Annotated in this window: 19 protein-coding genes; 6 read left to right on the forward strand and 13 right to left on the reverse strand. The window is 68.2% G+C overall.

The genetic code is table 11. From position 1 onward, the window contains the following. Position 1: 1 nt before the first annotated feature. The 5 genes from FDA38_RS30485 to FDA38_RS30505 form a co-directional block, all read right to left on the reverse strand. On the reverse strand, positions 2-2,023 hold the full coding sequence (locus FDA38_RS30485; RefSeq protein ID WP_137257545.1) for a dipeptide ABC transporter ATP-binding protein: 2,022 nt from the start codon (positions 2,021-2,023) through the stop codon (positions 2-4). Beyond that, complete coding sequence (locus FDA38_RS30490) at positions 2,010-2,888, reverse strand: ABC transporter permease (protein ID WP_137257546.1); 879 nt, start codon at positions 2,886-2,888, stop codon at positions 2,010-2,012. Before FDA38_RS30490 ends, FDA38_RS30485 begins: the two co-directional genes overlap by 14 nt. Then, the gene (locus tag FDA38_RS30495; protein WP_137257547.1) at positions 2,885-3,817 is read right to left on the reverse strand and encodes an ABC transporter permease; all 933 of its coding nucleotides are present in this window, start codon (positions 3,815-3,817) and stop codon (positions 2,885-2,887) included. The genes FDA38_RS30490 and FDA38_RS30495 overlap by 4 nt, the downstream gene beginning before the upstream one ends. Further along, positions 3,817-5,463 carry an ABC transporter substrate-binding protein gene (locus FDA38_RS30500; protein ID WP_137257548.1) on the reverse strand — a complete coding sequence of 549 codons (1,647 nt, stop codon included), beginning with the start codon at positions 5,461-5,463 and terminating at the stop codon, positions 3,817-3,819. Before FDA38_RS30500 ends, FDA38_RS30495 begins: the two co-directional genes overlap by 1 nt. Before the next feature lie 129 nt (positions 5,464-5,592). Beyond that, positions 5,593-6,285, reverse strand: a complete 693-nt coding sequence (locus FDA38_RS30505) for a GntR family transcriptional regulator (RefSeq protein ID WP_170989928.1) — start codon at positions 6,283-6,285, stop codon at positions 5,593-5,595. A 95-nt stretch (positions 6,286-6,380) separates the two neighbouring features. Here FDA38_RS30505 and FDA38_RS30510 point away from each other — a divergent pair, with 95 nt between their 5' ends. Genes FDA38_RS30510 through FDA38_RS30520 form a run of 3 tightly spaced genes read left to right on the forward strand, consistent with a single transcriptional unit; the run spans position 6,381 to position 8,486 of the window. Then, positions 6,381-7,052 carry a class I SAM-dependent methyltransferase gene (locus FDA38_RS30510; RefSeq protein WP_137257550.1) on the forward strand — a complete coding sequence of 224 codons (672 nt, stop codon included), beginning with the start codon at positions 6,381-6,383 and terminating at the stop codon, positions 7,050-7,052. Positions 7,053-7,092: 40 nt separating this feature from the next. Further along, positions 7,093-7,686, forward strand: a complete 594-nt coding sequence (locus FDA38_RS30515) for an RNA polymerase sigma factor (protein ID WP_233715012.1) — start codon at positions 7,093-7,095, stop codon at positions 7,684-7,686. Then, positions 7,683-8,486, forward strand: coding sequence for a hypothetical protein (locus tag FDA38_RS30520; protein WP_137257551.1), 804 nt, complete (start codon positions 7,683-7,685; stop codon positions 8,484-8,486). The genes FDA38_RS30515 and FDA38_RS30520 overlap by 4 nt, the downstream gene beginning before the upstream one ends. A 6-nt stretch (positions 8,487-8,492) precedes the next feature. Here the strand turns inward: FDA38_RS30520 and FDA38_RS30525 are convergent, their stop codons facing one another. The 4 genes from FDA38_RS30525 to FDA38_RS30540 form a co-directional block, all read right to left on the reverse strand. Then, positions 8,493-9,431 (reverse strand): glycoside hydrolase family 19 protein, encoded by a 939-nt coding sequence (locus FDA38_RS30525; protein ID WP_233715013.1) that lies wholly within the window; start codon positions 9,429-9,431, stop codon positions 8,493-8,495. A gap of 96 nt (positions 9,432-9,527) precedes the next feature. Then, positions 9,528-11,297 carry an aspartate--tRNA ligase gene (gene aspS, locus FDA38_RS30530; protein ID WP_137257553.1) on the reverse strand — a complete coding sequence of 590 codons (1,770 nt, stop codon included), beginning with the start codon at positions 11,295-11,297 and terminating at the stop codon, positions 9,528-9,530. Next, positions 11,294-12,625, reverse strand: coding sequence for a histidine--tRNA ligase (gene hisS / locus FDA38_RS30535; RefSeq protein WP_137257554.1), 1,332 nt, complete (start codon positions 12,623-12,625; stop codon positions 11,294-11,296). Before hisS ends, aspS begins: the two co-directional genes overlap by 4 nt. After that, positions 12,622-13,311, reverse strand: coding sequence for an MBL fold metallo-hydrolase (locus tag FDA38_RS30540; protein ID WP_137257555.1), 690 nt, complete (start codon positions 13,309-13,311; stop codon positions 12,622-12,624). The genes hisS and FDA38_RS30540 overlap by 4 nt, the downstream gene beginning before the upstream one ends. 237 nt (positions 13,312-13,548) lie before the next feature. On the opposite strand from FDA38_RS30540, the gene FDA38_RS30545 reads away from it, so the two are divergent. Further along, positions 13,549-14,775, forward strand: coding sequence for a DUF349 domain-containing protein (locus tag FDA38_RS30545; protein WP_137257556.1), 1,227 nt, complete (start codon positions 13,549-13,551; stop codon positions 14,773-14,775). Between the two features lie 584 nt (positions 14,776-15,359). Further along, positions 15,360-16,088 carry a hypothetical protein gene (locus FDA38_RS30550; RefSeq protein WP_233715014.1) on the forward strand — a complete coding sequence of 243 codons (729 nt, stop codon included), beginning with the start codon at positions 15,360-15,362 and terminating at the stop codon, positions 16,086-16,088. Here the strand turns inward: FDA38_RS30550 and FDA38_RS30555 are convergent. From FDA38_RS30555 to FDA38_RS30565, 3 genes are read right to left on the reverse strand one after another with little or no spacing between them, the layout of a single operon-like run. Further along, positions 15,985-16,650 carry a GrpB family protein gene (locus tag FDA38_RS30555; RefSeq protein ID WP_137257558.1) on the reverse strand — a complete coding sequence of 222 codons (666 nt, stop codon included), beginning with the start codon at positions 16,648-16,650 and terminating at the stop codon, positions 15,985-15,987. The two genes, FDA38_RS30550 and FDA38_RS30555, sit on opposite strands and share 104 nt — an antisense overlap. A 26-nt stretch (positions 16,651-16,676) precedes the next feature. Further along, a complete protein-coding gene (locus FDA38_RS30560) occupies positions 16,677-17,420 on the reverse strand; it encodes a hypothetical protein (RefSeq protein WP_137257559.1) in 744 nt (247 codons plus the stop codon). Between the two features lies 1 nt (position 17,421). Next, positions 17,422-18,003, reverse strand: coding sequence for a papain-like cysteine protease family protein (locus FDA38_RS30565; RefSeq protein WP_137257560.1), 582 nt, complete (start codon positions 18,001-18,003; stop codon positions 17,422-17,424). 180 nt (positions 18,004-18,183) lie between these two features. Between FDA38_RS30565 and FDA38_RS30570 the strand changes: the two genes are divergently transcribed. Further along, on the forward strand, positions 18,184-19,089 hold the full coding sequence (locus FDA38_RS30570; protein ID WP_137257561.1) for a hypothetical protein: 906 nt from the start codon (positions 18,184-18,186) through the stop codon (positions 19,087-19,089). On the opposite strand, the gene FDA38_RS30575 is transcribed toward FDA38_RS30570, so the two are convergent. Continuing rightward, positions 19,086-19,802: a hypothetical protein gene (locus FDA38_RS30575; RefSeq protein ID WP_233715015.1), complete on the reverse strand. Its 717-nt coding sequence runs from the start codon at positions 19,800-19,802 to the stop codon at positions 19,086-19,088. The genes FDA38_RS30570 and FDA38_RS30575 overlap by 4 nt on opposite strands. Positions 19,803-19,994 lie beyond the last annotated feature (192 nt).

Below are 19,994 nucleotides of genomic sequence, written 5' to 3' on the forward strand. Positions count from 1 at the left end.
TCTACCTCACGGGCGTCAGGACGTGGGTCGTCAGGGGATGGTGGCACGCGACTGCGTGCAGGCCGTCGGACGGTTTCAGTATCGGGACCTCTGTTGCACAGCGCTCGGTCGCGAGCGGGCACCGGGTCCGGAAGTGGCAGCCGCTCGGCGGATCGATGGCCGACGGCAGCTCGCCGCCGAGACCGGTCGACCGGGCCGCGGCCTCCCGGTTCTTCGCCGACTCCGGCACCGGGATCGCCTTGATCAGGCCGGCCGTGTACGGGTGGCGCGGTGCGCTGTAGACGTCCTCACCGGCTCCGAGCTCGACGAGCCGGCCGAGGTACATCACGCCGATCCGGTCGGCCAGGTACTTCAGCAGCGACAGGTCGTGCGAGATCACGACGTACGTCTGGCCGTACCTGTCCTGCAGGGACCGCATCAGGTTCAGGATCTGGGCTTGGACCGAGACATCCAGCGCGGACACCGGCTCGTCCGCAACGATCACCTTCGGCCGGAGCGCCAGCGCGCGGGCCATCGCGATCCGCTGCCGCTGGCCACCCGAGAACTCGTGCGGGTACCGCTCCGCCGCCTCGGGTGGCAATCCGACCGCCGCCAGCAGTTCGGCCACGGTACGGCGTCGTTCGCGCCGGGTCCCGATTCCCTGCGCCACCAGCGGCTCCGCGATCAGCGCGGCGACCGTCATTCGTGGATCGAGCGCGGCAGCCGAATCCTGGAACATCATCTGCAGATCACGCCGACGCCTCCGGAATCCGGTCCGGCTCTGCGCCGACAGGTCCCGGCCGTCGAAGCTGACCGATCCGCTGGTCGGCCGCTCCAGCCCGACCAGCATTCGCCCGAGCGTGGTCTTGCCGCAGCCCGACTCCCCGACGATCCCCAGCGTCTCCCCGGCCGCGATGGTCAGCGTCACTCCCGATACCGCCTGCACCGCCCGCGACGGGGCGAAGGGCCGCCTCGATCGCACGCCGAACCGCTTGTGTACGTCGAAGAGCTGCACCAGCGAGTCGGATCCGCGCGGCTCGGCCGCCTCCCGGACGCCGACGACCACGTCAGCGGCCTGGGTACGCCCGTCGGCCGGATGGAAGCAGGCGTGCAGGTGATCCCCACCGATCAGCGACGGATCAGCGCTACGGCAGTCGTCCTGCGCGAACGCACACCGTGGAGCGAACCGGCACCCCGGTGCCAGATCGAGCAACTTCGGCGGACTGCCAGGAATCGTGGCCAACTCTGCGTTCCGGTCGAGTTCCAGTGTCGGCATCGCGGCGAGCAACGCCTGGGTGTACCGATGCCGCGGCCGCTCGAACAGTTCCTGTACGCCGCTCTGCTCGACCACCTGTCCGCCGTACATGACGGCGACCCGGTCGGCGTACTCGGCGATCACGCCCATGTCGTGGGTGATCAGCAGCACGCCCATCGACAGCTGCGACTTCAGGTCGTCGATCAGGGTCAGGATCTGCGCCTGGATCGAGACGTCCAGCGCGGTCGTCGGCTCGTCGGCGATCAGCAGCTTCGGATCGCACATCAGGCCGAGCGCGATCATCACCCGCTGCCGCATCCCGCCGGACAGCTGGTGCGGGTAGTCGTCGAGCCGCTCGCGCGGTCGCGGCATCCCGACCAGTCCGAGCACCTCGGTCGCGCGGGCCGTCGCCGCGGCGCGGCTGCTGTCGACGTGGATCCGGTACGCCTCCCGCAACTGACTGCCGATCGTGCGGACCGGGTTCAGCGAGGTCATCGGGTCCTGGAAGATCATCGCCAGCTCGCTGCCGCGCACCGTGCGCATGACCGACTCGTCGAGCTCGGTCAGCTCGCGGCCGTCCAGCCGGATCGAGCCGCCCGTGATCGATCCACCCGGCGGCAGCAGCCGCATGATCGACATCCCGGTCATCGTCTTGCCGGACCCGGACTCCCCCACGACACCGAGGGTCTCGCCGGCCCGGACCGCGAGGCTCACCCCGTCGACAGGACAGATCCGGCCTTGTGCGGTGTCGATCTCGGTCCGCAGCCCGGTCACCTCAAGCAGACTCATGTGCGATGTCACCTCCGTGACGGGACAGCCGGATCGCGAGCCGGCGGTAGCTTCGGCCGAACCTGATCCCGGCCCGTGGATCCAGCACCCGCATCAGGTGATCGCCGGAGAAGTTCGCGAGCAGGATGGTCGCCATGATCGCGAGCCCGGGAAAGGTCGACAGCCACCACGCGTCGGCCAGGTTGGTCGCACCGGCGGCCAGGTCACTCCCCCAGTCCGGCGCCGGCAGCCGGACGCCCAGACCCAGGAAGCTCAGGGTGGTGGCGGTCAGGATGCCCCAGCCGATGGCGCTGCTGCCGAGCACGACCACTTCGGTCAGCAGGTTGGGCAGCAGGTGCCGCCACGAGGTGCGCAGCGTGGTGGAGCCGAACACTCGCGCAGCCTCGACGTACTCGGCCTTGCGGAGCCTGCGGACCGAGGACTCGACCACCCGCGCGAAGCCCGGGGTGAACGCGATCCCGATCGCCAGCACGATGCTGCGGACACCCGACCCGGCGGTGGCGATCAGGATCAACGCGATCAGCAGCACCGGCAGGGCGAGGAACACGTCCACCACGCGCATCACCACGGCGTTGAGCCAACGCGGCGCCACACCGCCCAGTACGCCGATCGCGACACCCGCGGCGCTGGCGAGAAGGACCCCCAGGAAGGTCGCGACGAGGACCGGGCGCGCGCCGTACACGGTCCGGCTGTAGACATCCCGGCCGAGCAGGTCCGTACCGAACAGATGGCTGCCGCTCGGACCCTCCAGGTGCGCGTCACTAGTCGCTACCGGGTCGACGTGAGCCAGCACGCCGGGTGCGAGCAGCAGTAGCAGCACCAGGAGGGCTGCGAGGCTCAGGGCCACCCACTTGAGCCGGCTCATGCGGCAGCCTCCTGTCTCGTGCGTGGGTCGATGGCGCCGACGATCAGGTCCACGCCGAGATTGATCACGACGTACGCGATCCCGATCACGACCACGGCGCCCTGCACGACCGGAATGTTCTTGCTGGTGATCGACGTTGCCAGGAAGCTCCCCAACCCGGCGCGGCCGAAGATCACCTCGGTGATCGCGGCACCGGTCAGGATGTTGCCGAACTGCAGGCCGATCGTGGTGACCGCCGGCACCGAGGAGTTCCGTAGTACCTGCCGCAGCAGCACCCGCAGCTCACCGCTGCCGCGCGCCCGGGCGGACTTCACGTAGTCGCTGCGCATTTCGTCGATCACCCGGCCGCGGACGAGCCGGGTCAGGATCGCCGCGTATCCCCAGCCCAGCGAGACCGCCGGCAGCACGAGGCTCTTGGCCGTGCCGTCGTCGATCGCGGACAGCAGGTGCAGCTTCACACTGAACAGCAGCACGAGCAGCAGGGCCAGGAAGAAGTACGGCACCGCGACACCCGCGAACGAGATCCACCGCGCCACGGTGTCCAGGACCGAACCCGGACGCATGCCCGCGACCAGTCCCAGCGGTACGCCGACCAGCACGGCCACCAGCATCGAGGCCGCCGTCAGGACCAGCGTGCTTGGTGCCCTGGACAACAACTCGTGGCTGACTGGGGTCTGGGTCAGGAACGACGTACCGAGGTTGCCGTGCACCAGGTTGACAGCGAAATCGGCGTACTGCCGCCACAACGGATCGTCCAGTCCGAGTTGTTGTCGCAGCGTCGCGATCTGCTCCGGTGACGCGTTCGCGCCGTACAGGATCACTTTGGCCGGGTCGCCCGGTACGAGGTGTACCAGGACGAAGGCGATCAGGGTGATGCCGATGACGACCGGGATCGCCGCGCCCAGCCGTCGCACCACGAACAGCAGCATCAGCCGACCGTGGCGCTGTGGAACGCCAGGTAGCCGTTCAGGGTCTGGTGCAGGTTCTGCACCTTCGGCGACAACGTGAACGCGCCGGCCACGTCCCACAGCGGCAGGTACATCGAGTCCTGCATCAGCTTCGCGCCGACCTGTTCGTACAGCCCGTTGCGCGTGGCGTCGGCGGCGGTCGCGTTCGCCTTGGCGATCAGCTTGTCCACCGCGGGGTTGGCGTAGTGCGACCAGTTGAAGCCGGACTGGATCGCGTTGGAGTTGACCCAGATGTTCAGCAGGTAGGGGTCGGCGCCGTAGTAGCCGAAGGAACCGAGGTTGTGCGCGCCGGAGTTGAAGCTCGCTTGCGCCGTCGCGAACGGCTGTACGGCGGTGTTCGCGCTGAACCCGGCCTTCTGCAGCTCCGAGACGACGAACTGCGTCGGCAACTCCAGCCCGCCACCGCTGAACAGGATGATCTCGAGGCTGAGCTTCTTGCCGTTCTTGGTCCGGATCCCGCCGTCGCCGACCGTCCAGCCGGCCTGGTCGAGCAGCCGGCCGGCCTTGTCCGGATCGTAGGAGTAGGTCTTACTCGCCGCCTCGCTGTACCCCGGCGTGATCGGGGTGAGCACGTTGTGCGCAGGCTTGTAGACGTCGTACAGGACGTCCTTCACGAGCGCGTCCTGATCTACGGCGTACATGATCGCCTGCCGCACCAGCGGGTCGTCGGTCGGCGGTTTGGTCACGTTGATCGGCATGCCCAACGGCGTACCGATGGATGGCACCAGCAGCTGCTGGAACTTGCCGGACTTCTGCGCGGCGGAGATGTTGTTGGGCGGCAGGTTCATCGCGATCTGCAACTGCCCGCTCTGCAAGGCGTTGTAGCGGCCGCTGTCGTCGGTGACGATCCGGAACACCAGTTTGTCCAGCTTGGCCGGGCCTTCGCCCAGCGCCTTCGGACCCCAGGTGTACTTCGGATTCTTCAGCAGCGTCAGCTGGCTACCGGCCTGGTAGCTCTGGAACGTGAACGGCCCGGTCCCGACCGGATTGTTCCCGTACGCCGTCGGCCCGTACTTCGCCAGCGCGGCCGGCGACGAGATGCCGAAGTTGCCGGCCGCCTGCTGGTGCAGGAACGACGCGTTCGGCGCCGTGAAGACGATCTGCACGGTGTAGTCGTCGAGGATCTTGGTCTCCTTGTACGGCCCCAGCGCACCGAGACCGCTCTTGGACTTGGTCTTCGGGTCGACCACGTGGTCGTACGTCGCCTTGACCGCCTTCGCGTCGAACGTCGTCCCGTCGTGGAACGTCACGCCCTTGCGCAGCTTGAAGGTGTAGGCCGAGGCGTCGGGCGAGATCGTCCACGACTCCGCCAGGCCCGGGTGGAAGGCGCTGCCGCCCTTCCCGTCCGGCAGCCAGTAGACCAGCGGGTCGAACAGCGCGAACGAGATCAGCAGCGTGAGCGCGAGTCCGGTGGCGCCGGGGTCGAGGGTGTCGGGGGTGGCGTTGATCCCCATCGTCAACGTGCCGCCGCCGGCGGACGTGGCCGCGGACGACGTGCTGTCACCGCAGGCGGTGAGCATCGGGGCGAGGCCGATCCCGGCGGCCAGCCCGCCGCCGAGGCCGAGCAGCCTGCGGCGGGAGAACTGGCCTGGATGCGTGAGGTTCATGCGACGTACTCCTTGGGCAGGCAGGAGGGGTGCTATCCCGTATGTTGTATACGGCTTCTGCTACGCGCATGTTTCCAAGGGAGGACGTGACGGTTTCAAAAGTGCCGGTTCGTATACAGAACCGTCAGCTCACGCCGTGGCGTCGTGCGGGCGGACCGGCTCCAGGTGGGGACGGAGCGCGTTGCGGACGCTGAGCACATGGTGCCGGGCGGCCGCCTCGGCCAGGTCGGGATCACCCGCGGCGATCGCCGCGATCAGGCCGTGGTGCTCGGCCCAGGCGGCGGGGTTCTGCAGCGGGGCGCTCTGCCGCAGCAACCACTGACCACGCTTGACCATCGGGATCGCCAGGGCGATCAGGTAGTCGTTCCTCGTCAGTTCGAAGATGAGCGAGTGCAGCTCGGTGTGCAGGGTCGACAGCGCATCGAGGTCCTGATCCGGGCCGGACTCACTGACGAGTTCGAGAATCGCCCAAGCCCTTGTAATCAAGGCGGTTTCGGGATTCTCGACCGACGCCGCCAGCCGGGCGCCGAGCGGCTCGAGGGCGAGCCGGACCTGGAACAGATCCTCGGCCTGCTGGGCCGACAGCTTGGCCACGAAGGCGCCGCGCCGCGCGGTCACGTCGAGGAATCCCTCGGCCTCGAGGACCCGCATCGCCTCCCGGATCGGGTTGCGGGACACCCCCAACTGCTGGGCGAGCCGGTCCTCGACCAGACGCTCGCCGGGCGGCAGCGAACCGGCCAGGATGAGGCGCCGCAGCTCGGCCGCGACCACGTCGCGCAGCGGTCGATGGCCGTCGCCGACCATAATCGGGGTCGTAGTCACCCGGTGCATCGTATACGAACGGGGTGTCCGGACCGATCTTTCGGTCTGGGCCGAAGGTTTCGCAACCGCCGGCGGGGCGGGTGAAGCTCGGTCCCATGAGAGTCGGACAAGGTGGTAACGGACCGGGGCCGCTCACGCCGGACGGCAGTGCGGTCGAGCTCTATGAGAACACGCGGGTACACGGCGAGGACGAGTTGATCGACGCGACGATCGATCCGGGGAGCAGCATCCTCGAGCTCGGTTGCGGGACGGGCCGCGTCACCCGGCCACTGCTCGCCCGTGGGCATCAGGTGGTGGCCGTCGACGAGTCGCCGGACATGATCGCCAGGATCACCGAGACCGAGACGATCTGCTCGACGATCGGCGATCTGAGGCTGGACAGGCAGTTCGATCTCGTCCTGATGATGTCGTTCCTGATCAATGTCGCCGACGACGCGGAACGCCTGCGCCTGTTGCAAACCTGCGCGCACCACGTCCGCCCCGGCGGCTCCGTGATCCTCCAGCAGCAGACTCCGGGCATGCTGCGCGGTCCGGCCGTGATGGTGAACGAGCAGCGCCGGATGGAGATCTCCGACGTCGAGGAACTCCCCGGCAACCTCCAAGCCGCAACGCTGACCTACACCGTCGACGGCAAGTCGTGGTCGCAGCGCATCCTCACCCAGAACCTCTCCGAGGACGACCTGGCGACCCAGCTGGCGCAGGTCGGCCTGAAGCGCACCGACTACCTCACCCCGGACCTGACCTGGGTCCGCGCCCAACCGGTCTGACGCGCGGCAACCTCGCACGGCCCTGCGGACCCTGCAGGGTATGACCATGACTTCGAGCCGGCCGGAGAAGCCTCCGACCGCGCGCGACGGGGACCTGTGGGACGCCTTGCGCCGCCAGGATCCGGAAGCGCTCGGCGAGCTCTTCAGCCGGTACGCCGCCGCCGTGCATGCGTACGCCGTACGCCACACCGGCTCCTACGCGTACGCCGACGACGCGGTCCAGGCGGCCTTCATGACCGCCTGGAGGCACTTCGGTCGCTCGGATCCCGGCCCGCTCAAGTACGACACCGCCCTCCCCTGGCTGCTCGCGATCGCCCGCAACGAGCTGCGCAACACGGCGAGGGCGCGCCGACGCCTGACGCAGTTTCTACTCCGTCAACCGGCGCCGCTCTCGCATCCTGATCATGCCGAGACGGTCGCCGCGCGCGTCGACTCGGAGAAACACATCCAGGCCGTGCGGGCAGCACTGTCCGCCCTGCCCGCTCACGAGCGCGAGACCGTCGAGCTCGTCTACTGGGCCGAGCTGTCGATCGCCGACGCCGCCGTCGTACTGGGCGTTGCCGAGGGCACCGTCAAAGCCCGCCTGTCCCGCGCCCGCCGCCGGCTACCGGCCCTGCTGGAGGAGCACCGATGAACCTCACCACGCCCCCTCCGGTCGAACCCCTCGCGCCGGACTACGCCACCGACCTACAACACGACCTCGTACGCCGAGCCCGCAAGCAGCACCGCATCCCCGCGTGGACTCCAGTCCTCGCAGCTGCGTGCGGCATCGCGATCGTCATCGCCGGCGGGCTGTTCCTCACGCGCAAGGACAACCTGCTGTCCCCCGCCGACCGGCCGTCCATCGTCCAGGTGCCTGCAGACAAGTCGCCGACGCAGTCGCTCGACCTCGGTCCGGCGTCGGACAACGAGGCGAGCGTCGCGGCCGTGGCGTGCCTGGCCAAGGAGGCCGCTGCCGCGAAGCCGAATGAGTACCCCGAAGGGTCGCTGGATCCGGCCACCATTCAGCTCAAGTCCGCCCGGTGGATCAAGGGGCTCGGGACACCCGGACGCGCGCGGGAGCTGGTGCAGTCGTTCATGACCGCGAACTCGGTCTGGTTCCTGTGCGTCGACGGGCAGCCGCAGTCGTACGAGGGTGTCGGCGACGGCGCGGCCGACGATGTCGTCGGGTCATGGTCCTGGGCCAATGTCGGCTCGCCAAGCATGCTCAGGGCAACGTTCTCGTTCCGGTCGCTGGCGATCGTGACCAAGGTCGAGCTGCGGGTCCGAGGCACCGAAGGCGCCTCACCCTGGTCCGTGGTGTCGGTCGCCGACCGGGGCGGGTACGTGACAGCAGTCCTGCCGGACGCGCGAGCACAGCACGGCTGGGCACAGGTGGACATCCGTGGGCTCGACGCGACCGGCAAGGTGCTGTTCGAGAAGACTGTCGGCTGAGAGCCTTCAGCCCAGGCCGCCTCCGTTCTTCGCCAAGGCGTCGAACTGGGGGCGGGTCAGCTGACTGGTGTCACCCTTGAGCTTCGCCGGGCGGGTGCAGATGACGCCGGCCGGGATCGAGCCGGTCAGGTACTGCAGGGCGCTCTTGAAGGAGTCGCAGCGGCGCTGGTCCTCGGTGCCGGCCGGATAGCCGATGGCAGCGTTGACGCGGCCCATGTCGAGGTTGTCGGCGTACGGATTGATGTTGCGGGCAACAGTCCAGTACCAGCGGGCGATCGGTGCGCTCCACTGCAGCGACAGCGCGAGGTCCGGGTTGCCGAGCAGGTCGATGCCGAGGTACTGACCGGCCGGCCCGTAGTTGAAGTCGCCGGTCAGCTGGATGTACCCGCGGCCGCCGTACAGCCGGGTGTCGCCGATCTCGCGGATGTTGTACTCCAGCCGCGACTCGTGCACCAGCGTCGCGAGGAAAGCAGCCTTGCGGTACGGCGTGTTGATGTTCGCGTCCCGCATCGCCTGGTTGAGCGACGGGAGACCGGTCTGCACGATCGACGGGTTCGCGATCCGGCTGCCGAACATCGCCTGTACGTCGGCCAGCGTGATGTCACCGGTCTCCGGCGGCGGCCCGTCACCACACACCGGTACGCCGGGTAGCTGGTCCTGCGGGATAGCGACGTACACGACGGTCACGTAACCGCCGAGCGCGGGCACGTGAGCCCACCACGAACTGGTCCCGTCAGAGTTGCTGACGAGGTCGCCCTGCTTCTGGCAGTCGACGTCGATCGACGTCGGTCCGCTCAGCGTGCCGACGACGGCGGACGAGAGATAGGCGTCGGCGCGGACGTTCACTCCGCTGCCGTAGGTCTGGAGGACGGTCGCGTACGCCGGGACCACCGCGGCGAACGCGAGGCCCAAGCCGGCGACAAGGGCAATGAGGAGACGACGCATGAGCAACTCCCGGGGCGGTAGGAGGGGGCGGGCGCCGTGAAAACCTAACTATACATCTTCACGGCACCGCCAGTTTCCTCCCAAACCCGGTCGAGCTCAACCCTTCTCAGGTTTGGCGTCCACACCGGCTTCCTTGCGCTGCTCCGGCGTGATCGGCGCCGGCGCCGCGGTCAGCGGGTCGAACCCACCGCCGGACTTCGGGAACGCGATCACGTCGCGGATCGATTCCGTACCGGCCAGCAGCGCGGTGATCCGGTCCCAGCCGAACGCGATCCCGCCGTGCGGCGGCGCGCCGAACTTGAACGCATCCAGGAGGAAGCCGAACTTCTCCGACGCCTCCTCGTCGCTCAGCCCCATCACCTTGAACACGCGTTTCTGCACGTCCTCGCGGTGGATACGGATCGAGCCACCACCGATCTCGTTGCCGTTGCAGACGATGTCGTACGCGTACGCCAGCGCCGACCCCGGATCGGTGTCGAACGTCTCCATCGAGTCCGGCTTCGGCGACGTGAAGGCGTGGTGTACGGCGGTCCACGCGCCCGACCCGACCGCGACATCACCAGCGGCCGTCGCGTCGTCGGCCGGCTCGAACAGCGGCGCGTCGACGACCCACACGAACGACCACGCGGACTCGTCGATCAGCCCGCCACGACGGCCGATCTCCAGCCGGGCCGCACCGAGCAGCGCCCGGGACGACTTGATCGGACCCGCAGCGAAGAAGATGCAGTCGCCCGGCTTCGCGCCGACGTGATCGGCGATACCCGCGCGCTCCTCCTCGGACAGGTTCTTCGCGACCGGTCCGCCGAGCTCACCGTCCTGGCCGACGAGTACATAGGCCAGACCGCGGGCGCCACGCTGCTTCGCCCATTCCTGCCACGCGTCCAGCTGCTTCCGCGGCTGGTCGGCGCCACCGGGCATCACGACGGCACCGACGTACGGCGCCTGGAAGACCCGGAACGGCGTGTTCTTGAAGTACTCCGTGCACTCGACGAGCTCGAGACCCATCCGCAGATCCGGCTTGTCGGAGCCGAAGCGGGCCATCGCCTCGCCGTACGTCATCCGCGGGATCGGCGTCTGCACGTCGTACCCGACGAGCTTCCAGAGCGCGGTCAGGATCTCCTCGGACAGCGCGATGATGTCGTCCTGGTCGACGAAGCTCATCTCGATGTCCAGCTGGGTGAACTCCGGCTGCCGGTCGGCGCGGAAGTCCTCGTCGCGGTAGCAGCGGGCGATCTGGAAGTACCGCTCCATACCGGCCACCATCAGCAGCTGCTTGAACAGCTGCGGCGACTGCGGCAGCGCGTACCAGCTGCCCGGCTGCAGGCGGGCCGGCACCAGGAAGTCGCGGGCGCCTTCCGGCGTCGACTTCGTCAGCGTCGGCGTCTCGATCTCGACGAAGTCATGATCGGCCAGCACCGCACGGGCAGCCTGGTTCACCTTGCTACGCAGGCGGATCGCCGCACCGGGACCCTGGCGGCGCAGGTCGAGGTAGCGGTACTTCAGGCGGATCTCCTCGTTCACCGGGGTCGCGTGGTGCTCCTCGACCGGGAACGGCAGCGGAGCGGCCTCGTTGAGCACCTCGACCTCGGTGGCGATGATCTCGATCTCGCCGGTCGGGAGGTTCGGGTTCGTGTTGCCCTCGGGGCGCGGCGAGACCTCGCCGACGATCTTCAGGCAGTACTCCGAACGCAGGCCGTGCGCGGCGTCCTCGTCCCGGATGACGACCTGGACGGTGCCGGACGAGTCGCGCAGGTCGATGAACGCCACGCCGCCGTGATCGCGCCGCCGCGCCACCCAGCCCGCCAGGATCACGGTCTCGCCGGCGTCGGATGCGCGCAGCGAACCTGCGGAACGGTTACGGATCACGAGTTCTCCTCTTGCTCTTCGATCTGAGGTTTCAGGTCGGCCGCCGGCGGCGCCCACGTCGCCGGGTCGACCGGCACCTGCTCACCACTTCGGATGTCCTTCATCTCTGGGCCGTTCTCGGTGCTGAACAGCACGAACGGGATCCCCCGCCGGTCCGCGAACCGGATCTGCTTCCCGAACTTCGCCGCGGCAGGCGCAACTTCAACCGGGATCCCGCGCCCGCGCAGCTGGATCGCCGTACGCATCGCCTCGGCCCGGTCCTCTTCGGAGTTCAGCGCGATCAGCACGGCCGTCGGCGTACTCCGGCTCGCCTTCAGCAAACCCTTGCTGATCAGCCGGTGCACCAACCGCGACACCCCGATCGAGATCCCCACGCCCGGGTACGTCGTCTTGCCGTCCGAGGCGAGCGAGTCGTACCGCCCGCCGGAGCAGATCGATCCGTATCCCTCGTCGCCGATCAACTGCGTCTCGTAGACCGTGCCGGTGTAGTAGTCCAGCCCGCGGGCGATCTTCAGGTCGGCGACCAGCAGACCGGGCGCGTGCTCGTTGGCCGCCGTCATGATCTGCGACAGCCGCTCGAGCCCTTCGTCGAGGATCTCGTGCTGTACGCCGAGCGCGCGCACCTGATCCGCGAATGACGCATCCGTGCTCGAGATCTCCGCCAGCCGCAACACCTGCTTGGCGGTCTCCGCGGACAGGCCCGCGGTTGTCAGCAGGTCGGTCACCTTGTCCGGGCCGATCTTGTCCAGCTTGTCGACGATGCGCAGCGCGCCGGTGATGTCCTCGATGCCCAGCCCGCGGTAGAAACCCTCGGGGATCTGGCGGGTGTTCACCTGGATCCGGAACGCCGGGATCGGCAGCTTGCGGAACGCGTCCGCGATCACCAGCGGCAGCTCGACCTCGTAGTGGAACGGCAGCTCTCCGCTGTCGATGATGTCGATGTCCGCCTGGGTGAACTCGCGGTACCGGCCCTCCTGCGGACGTTCACCGCGCCACACCTTCTGGATCTGGTAGCGCCTGAACGGGAAGGTCAGCTTGCCGCTGTTCTCCAGCACGTACCGGGCGAACGGGACGGTCAGGTCGAAGTGCAGCCCGAGGGCCGCGTCCTCGTCGGCGCCGGCGGCAAGCCGTCGTACGCCGTAGATCTCCTTGTCGGCGTCCTCGCCCTGGTTGGACAGGCGCTCGACCGGCTCGACCGCACGGGTCTCGATCGACGCGAAACCGTGCAGCTCGAACGTCTCCCGGATGGTGTCGAGGAACTGCAGCTCGACAATTCGGTCTGACGGTAGGAATTCGGGGAACCCGCTGAGTGGGGTCACCTTGCTCATGATTTCGGCATCTCCAGGTCCTGCAAGTAGGGGTTGGTCGCCTTCTCCCGGCCGATCGTGGTCTGGCCACCATGACCCGGCAGGACGACGATCTCGTCGCGCATCGGCAGGATCTTGGTGGCCAACGTATGCAGCATGGTCGGATGGTCGCCGCCAGGCAGATCCGTCCGGCCGATCGACCCGGCGAACAACACGTCACCGGAGAACAGCACCGCGGGCACCTCTTCCGGCCCGTCGTACGGCGTGGTGAACGTGACCGACCCGCGGGTGTGGCCCGGGGTGTGGTCGACGGTGAAGGTGAGGCCGGCCAGCTCCAGGCTCAGACCGTCCTTGAGCTCGGCGACGTCGTCCGGCTCGGCGAACTCGTGGTTCCCGCCGAGCAGCATCCGGGCGGACTCCGGACTGATCCCGGCCATCGGGTCGGCGAGCAGGTGCCGGTCGTCCGGGTGGATCCAGGCGGTCGCGTCGTACGTCCCGCAGACCGGGAGTACGGAGAACATGTGGTCGATGTGACCGTGTGTGAGCAGGACCGCGACAGGTTTGAGGCCGTTCTCTTTGACGACCTGCTCGACGCCCTCGGTCGCGTCCATCCCCGGGTCGACAACGATGCATTCCGCGCCCTGGCCGGTGGCGACGACGTAGCAGTTCGTACCCCACGCACCCGCGGGGAACCCGGCGATGAGCACGACAAACCTTCCTGGAACGGATTCGGGAACACCTAAGGCTACCGGTGCGGATCGGGTGAGAACGAACCGGATTGTGACGCAACACCGTTGCGCCTGAGCTGGGAGTTTGTGATTGTTCAGGGATAAGCGTCGAGAAGGCAGCTCGACGCGCCCAGGCGGGGCCCTGTTCGCGCGGTTGGACCAGGCGCCGACCAGAATGGGCACGAGCGCAGTGCATACCGCCGGAAGGGGCGAGTTGTGGCCGGAGAGAACTGGGGCCGGGTAGCCGAGGACGGAACGGTCTTCGTACGGACGAAGGACGGTGAACGGGCAGTCGGCCAGTGGCCGGACGCCAACCCTGAGGAAGCGCTCGCTTTCTACACCCGCCGGTACGACGCGCTCGCGTTCGAGGTCGAACTGCTGGAGCAGCGGGTCCAGGCGGGCACAGTGTCACCGGACGACGCCCGGGCCGCGGTGAAGAAGGTCACCGGTTCGATCGAGGAGGCCCAGGCAGTCGGCGACCTCGACGGCCTGCGCGCCCGGCTCGACGCGCTCACCCCGCTCGTCGCGCAGCAGCGTGAACGCCGCAAGGCCGAACGCGCCGCGAAGGTCGAGGAGGCGCGGTCCGCCAAGACCAAGATCGCCACCGAGGCCGAGACCATCGCCGCCGGCACCGACTGGCGCCACGGCGTCACCCGCCTGCGCGAGCTGCTGGACGAGTGGAAGGCACTCCCCCGGCTCGACAAGTCTTCGGACGACGAGCTGTGGCACCGGTTCTCTTCCGCGCGTACGACGTACACGCGCCACCGCAAGCAGCACTTCGCCGAGCTGTCCTCCAAGCGTGAGGAGGCCGCGGTCGTGAAGGAGCGGCTGGCGGCCGAGGCGGAGACGCTGTCCGGCTCCACCGACTGGGGACCCACCTCGGGCCGGTTCCGCGACCTGATGCGGCAGTGGAAGGCCGCCGGCCCTGCGCCGCGCGAGGTCGACGACAAGCTGTGGGCCCGTTTCCGGGCCGCGCAGGACCTGTTCTTCGGCGCGCGGGACGCCGTACAGGCCGAGGAGAACGCCGAGCAGGTCGAGAACCTGCAGGCGAAGGAAGCGCTGCTCGTCGAGATCGAGACGATCCTGCCGGTCGAGGACGCCCGTACGGCGCGGGAGCAGCTCCGCGAGTACCTGGACCACTGGGACCAGATCGGCAAGGTCCCCCGCGACTCCATGCGCGCCATCGACGGCCGCCTCCGCGCCGTCGAGCAAGCCGTCAAGGCCGCCGAGGACGAGGTCTGGAACCGCTCCAACCCCGAGGCCCGCGCCCGCGCCGAAGCCACCGTCAAGCAGCTCCAATCCCTCATCGCCGACCTGGAGAAACAAGCCGCCAAGTTCGAGTCCCAGGGCAACACACGCAAGGCCACCGAGGCCCGAGAAGCCATCGCCGCCCGCCGCGAATGGCTAACCCAGGCTCAAAACGCCCTCACCGACTTCAGCTGACTGGTATCAACCCACGCGGTGCTACGCGCGGCTCCTTCGTCGCCGGGCTACGCGCCGCTCCCACCCACCCATACGACCGCCCCGTGATCACGGCCACCTGCGGTCAGTGAACGGACCGTGACGCCGTCCTGTTAGCCGCTGCCTCGGCCCACCAGCTGCACTGCCGGCCGCACGCTGGTTCGTTCGTCCCCAGACTGGGATCCCCGCCCATCCCAAGTGCATCCGCGAGGCGACCCTCCAGAACGACGCAACTGCTGCCGTGTTGCCCCGCGAGATCGCGTTGTTGATGGTGCGGGACAGCGGAAGACCTCGCGGCCTGGAGATCCCGGCGCAACGTGACCGCGTCCGGCGTCGGCCGAAGCCGGCGATCCACCCATCCTGTCAGCGCACCGCGCCGGGCCTGTGGACAACTTTCTGCAGGATTGGAGCGGTTCGGGGATGCTATCCGGATGCTTCCTGCTGAGTTTCCGTATTACTTCTGTGGTATTCCGTTTCGGCCTTATCAGGTGGGGCGGAAGCTGAATTGGCTTCTCGCGCACGGTGACATCAAGCCTGTTATGAAGGGGGTTTACGTTGACGTGCGCGTGCGTGACTCTCTTGAGTTGCGGGCGGATGCTGCGCGGCTGTTGATCCCGGAGGATGCGGTCGCATGTGGGCCGACCGCTGCTTGGTTGCACGGGCTCGACACGACCGCGCTGGGGCCGGCGGAGTTGGTCGAGGCGCACTGGACGCGGCAACCGATGGACGAGGTCGACGTGCTCGGTGTGCGTGTCGCCAGTCCGATTGCCACGGCTGTGGAGCTGGCGATGCGGTTGCCGAGACCGTTCGCGTTGTCTGCGGTTGATGCGTTCCTTCGGGCGGGCAAGGCGGATCGTTGGGCGCTCCGCGCGGCGTCGGCGGCGTACGAAGGTCGGCGGGGATACAAGCAGGCGCAAGACGTCCTGCGATGGGCTGATCAGCGGGCGGCCTCGCCGGGTGAGTCGTGGCTGCGGCTTCGGCTGATCGATGCCGGCTTCGGCGGACCGAAGTTACAGATCCCCGTGTCCGGCAACGGTCGTAGCTATCGGTTGGACGTTGGGTATCCGGATCGGCCGGTGGATGGGCGGCGGTTGGGGTTGGAGTACGACAGTGATGCTTGGCATTCGTCTACCAAGCAGCAGGTGAGGGACGAGACTCGTCGTACCGAGTTGGATGGGTTGGGGTGGCACATTATTTCGGTGCGGCGGACTGATTTGTGGGGGTCGCATCCTGCGTTGGAGTTGGCGGTTGGTGCGTTTCTTTGTCAGGAGCCGCGGTTGCCGCGGCGGTGGTGACTGTCCAGCCGGTTTGTTCGGCCCAGCGTTCGGCTGCGGCTATGAGGATGTCGGTGGCGGGGGCTTTGATCTGGCCGTAGTCGTAGAAGTCGGTGACGGTTTGGGCCAGGCGTTGTTTGAAGGCGCCCCAGGACTGGCGGGCGTTGTCGTCGGCGCGTAGGTAGTCGCGGAAGAGGAGGGCGTAGCGGGCGTTGGGGCCGTTGGCGAGACGGATGTGCACGTTCGTGGCGCGTTCGCCGACGGGTGGGGCGAAGACGAGTTTGTCGCAGCGTTGGCCGCTCGAGATCTCGACGCGGTTCCACGGCTCCGGGCGGCAGCGGAAGCCGGCGCTCTCGAGCAGGTCGACCAGTTCGGGCCAGAGTGCGGTCACCCGGACCTGGGCGTCGATGCAGTTCTTCGCGGCCAGGCCGGGGACCGAGGTGGAGCCGACGTGATCGATGGCTACGGCTCGATCTCCCAACGCTGCCTGCAATCGTGCGGCGAGGTGGGCGAATTCCGCGGGCCAGTCGGGGTCGTAGTCGGCGACGATGATGGCGGGACCAAGCTCATCGGGAAACGGCATTGGTCCATGATCGCAACCGCCTGGGGTCAGTCGTTGTAGGTCATCTTGCGCCTTACTACTAGCAGGAGGGCGAGGGCGAGTACGCCGGACGCCGCGGTGATCGAGAGGAGGTAGGTGGAGTGCGAGGTCGGCGCCTTGACCGCCGCAGCTGTGTCGTAGCCGCCGGCCATGCCGGACTCGTTGTACGCGCTTCCCGGGAGCTTGTCGGCGTATCGGTGGGAGACGAGCTCTTGGTACGCCGCGACCGTGATCGGCTTGGCACCGATCGACTTCACGGCGGACGGGTTGAGCGGACGGATCTGGCCGAAGGTCAGCGCGTACCAGGCACCGACCTGCGGTTCCGTGAACAGCAGGGCTCCGTCAGCCGCAGCAGCCATCCGGGACTCGGTGTTGCCGGAGGCCACATTCACCGGCTGCCAGACACCGCTCGAGTCGGGCTCGGTGAAGACGGTCAACGCCTGACCGCCTTTGCTGGCTGCGGTTGCGGCGTACCAGAAGGTGGCGACCGGTGCCGACGCGTCGCGGACGAAGGCCGGGTTGAGCGCGTAGATCGCGTGACTGTCCGACCCGACGCTGGCCGCGGCTTTCGCAGTACCGGGGACCTTCGCGAGCAAGCGGGAAGCGTCGGACGAGTGCGCGGCATTGGTTGCCTTGGACAACTCACTTGGCGCGACCGGCTGGGGTACGGCGGCACCGGCCGAGGCGGCGAAGGCCAGCGCAAATCCAAGACCGGCAGCGAGTACGGCGGCACAGCGAAGCAGGCGGCGCATGTCAGGCTCCGATCCGGTACAGGGAGTGGGTCCAGGTGAACTGCGAGTTGGACCGGTACCAGTTGTAGGTCGAGTAGTTGTAGCGCGGGTCGTCCGGCCACGGGTTGTAGTACTCGAGCGTCGAGTCGGAGGCGTCGTACCCGATGATGTCCATCATGTGACCGCCGCCCGAGGTCCAGCCGATCCGCGTCATCACCGGGCGGCCGGCGGCGATCTCGGTGACGAGCGAGTTGAAGCTGAGCGTGCCGGAGATGTAGCTGCCGGCGCTGATCCCGATCGAGCGGAACGCCTGCTGGTCGTTGGCCAGCGTGGCCTGGTTGTTCGGGCAGGTCGCGTTGGCGTTGTTGCCGAAGGCCAGGTTGCAGAACTGGTTCTGCGAGTACGAGCGGCCGTAGAACGCGGCGATGCTGTTGCCGGTCGCGGCCCAGCACCAGTTCGACTTCTGCTGGGCCTGGCCGGAGACGTTCAGGTAGTAGCTGCTGGGCGCGGCCGAGGCGGGCGGTGCGAGCGGGGCCAGCGTCGCGAGCCCGAGGATCGTGGCCAAGAGCAACGACCAGGAGCGGCTGGGGCGGAGCCTGCGCATGGGTCCTCCTTCGAACGGACTGGGGCGGAGACCATCGTCGGGACCCCGGTCCGGCGCGACAAGTTCTCGGATCCGGCCGTACGACGGGTTGTGAACGCCGCCGCGCCGTGAACAGCGGGTGACGAACCGCTGTCGGACCGTGCTGTGAATGTTTACACTGCCCCAAAGGAGCGTGGGCCCATGGTCAAACCGGTCGAAGCGTCGGTCCCGGTAGTGAGTCCGGAGGCGTCGTTCGCGGACGCGTTGCGGCAGGCGATCTCGCGCCGTGGGCTCGCCCTTATCCGGATCAGGACCCACCTCGCCGACCGCGGGCTGCACGTCGGCGTCGCGACCCTCAGCACCTGGCAGAGCGGTCGCCGGATCCCGCGCGAGGACTCGCGAGCCGTCATCACCGCCCTGGAGGAGCTTCTGGAGGTCCCGGCCGGGTGGTTGACCGTCCGGATCCCGGCGGCCCGTGAGCCGGGCACGTCGCCCCAGCCGTACGCCGTTGTCGACTACGCCGAGGCGCTCACCCGCCTGCTCGACCGGCTCCGTCGGGACGCCCACGGGCGGCTGCGCAACGTGACCGTGCTCGAGGAGGTCCGGATCGGTGCCGATCGGAGCGCTCAGCGCCGGAGCGTGATCCAGAGCGTCGTCGCCGTACAGCCGGTGGATCGGTTGATCATCGCGCACCAGGGCGAAACGGGCTGCGACGCGGAGCAGGTCACACTGCGAGCACTGAGCGGCTGCCGGACCGGTCGGATCGCCCGCTCCCCCGAGGCCGGCGCGCTGCTCGGCGAGTTGCTGCTCGACCGGGTGCTCGCCGTCGGGGAGACCGCTGTCGTCCACTACGAGATCGATGACCCGAGTGGCTTGCCGACGACGGACTACCAGCGGTTCAGCGAGTGGGGCGGGATGCACTACGTGCTGGAGGTCCAGTTCGACCGCGCTGCGCTGCCGGTCCGCGTTCACGAGGTGCGCCGCCGGCATACGTCCGGTCCGAACCTGGTGCAGCGCGAGCTGATGCTCACGCCGGACGGCCGGGTTCACGTGATCGAGCCGTCCGCCGATCCCGGGACGGTCGGCATCGCCTGGGAGTGGGACTAGCTCCGGAAGCCCGCGTGCACGTGGTCGTGGTGCGTCTGGTCGGAGAAGAACGCCGCTCCGGACAGCTGATACGGACCGCCGACGTTGTACGACCCGAGCGATTCGGCCGCCCGCATGTACGACGTGATCAGCGATCGCGAAGTGGCCGGCGACACCACCGCGTGCCCGTCGATCTGCCAGGTGTCGAACGCGCGGCCGCGGGGGTGATCGCTCGGCCGATTGGTGCCGAAGACATCCAACGGGTGGCCGGAGCGGATGACGCTGACGCCGATCCGGTAGGTCTTCGCGAGCTGGAGCATCGTGTTGAGAACGCTGTCATGTACCTGTCCCGACCTGATGTCCGCGGCGGACGCCGGCGGCAACGAGATCTGCCCGTTCGCCAGTACCTTTCGCGCCGCAGCTGACAGGTTGGCCGCCGGTGCACCAGGCTGGGCCGGATGGGTTGCAGTCACGCGCCAGGTGCCCTGCGACGATTTGCTCAGCCGTACGTCGACCGTCGTACCGCCGCTGATCACCCGGTTCTCCCGGATCGAGTACACCTTGCAGGGCACGAGCACGCTGGCTGACGAGCTCAGGATCCCGCCGTACTGCGCGTCGATCACGTCGATGGCGGCCTGTGTATCGGTCGGCTGCAACAGCTTCATCACCGCCGCCACGGCGAGCCGCTTCACCTGAGGCTGGATCTCCCCCGGCCCGGGCACCCAAGCCTTCACCGCGGGAAGCGTGACCGTCGGAGTAGGAGCCGGGGTCGACGACTGCGCGCTAGGCGTGGCAGTCGGCGCCGAGGGCGTCGGGCTGAGGCTCGGCGAAGGTGCAGCGCTGGACGTCGGCGATGGCTGGTTCTGTGCAGACGAATCACTGCACCCAGCCACCAACCCGACACCAGCAACCAAGAACGCCCGTCG

The sequence above is a fragment of the Kribbella jiaozuonensis genome, assembly GCF_005233875.1.
Taxonomy (GTDB): Bacteria; Actinomycetota; Actinomycetes; order Propionibacteriales; family Kribbellaceae; genus Kribbella; species Kribbella jiaozuonensis.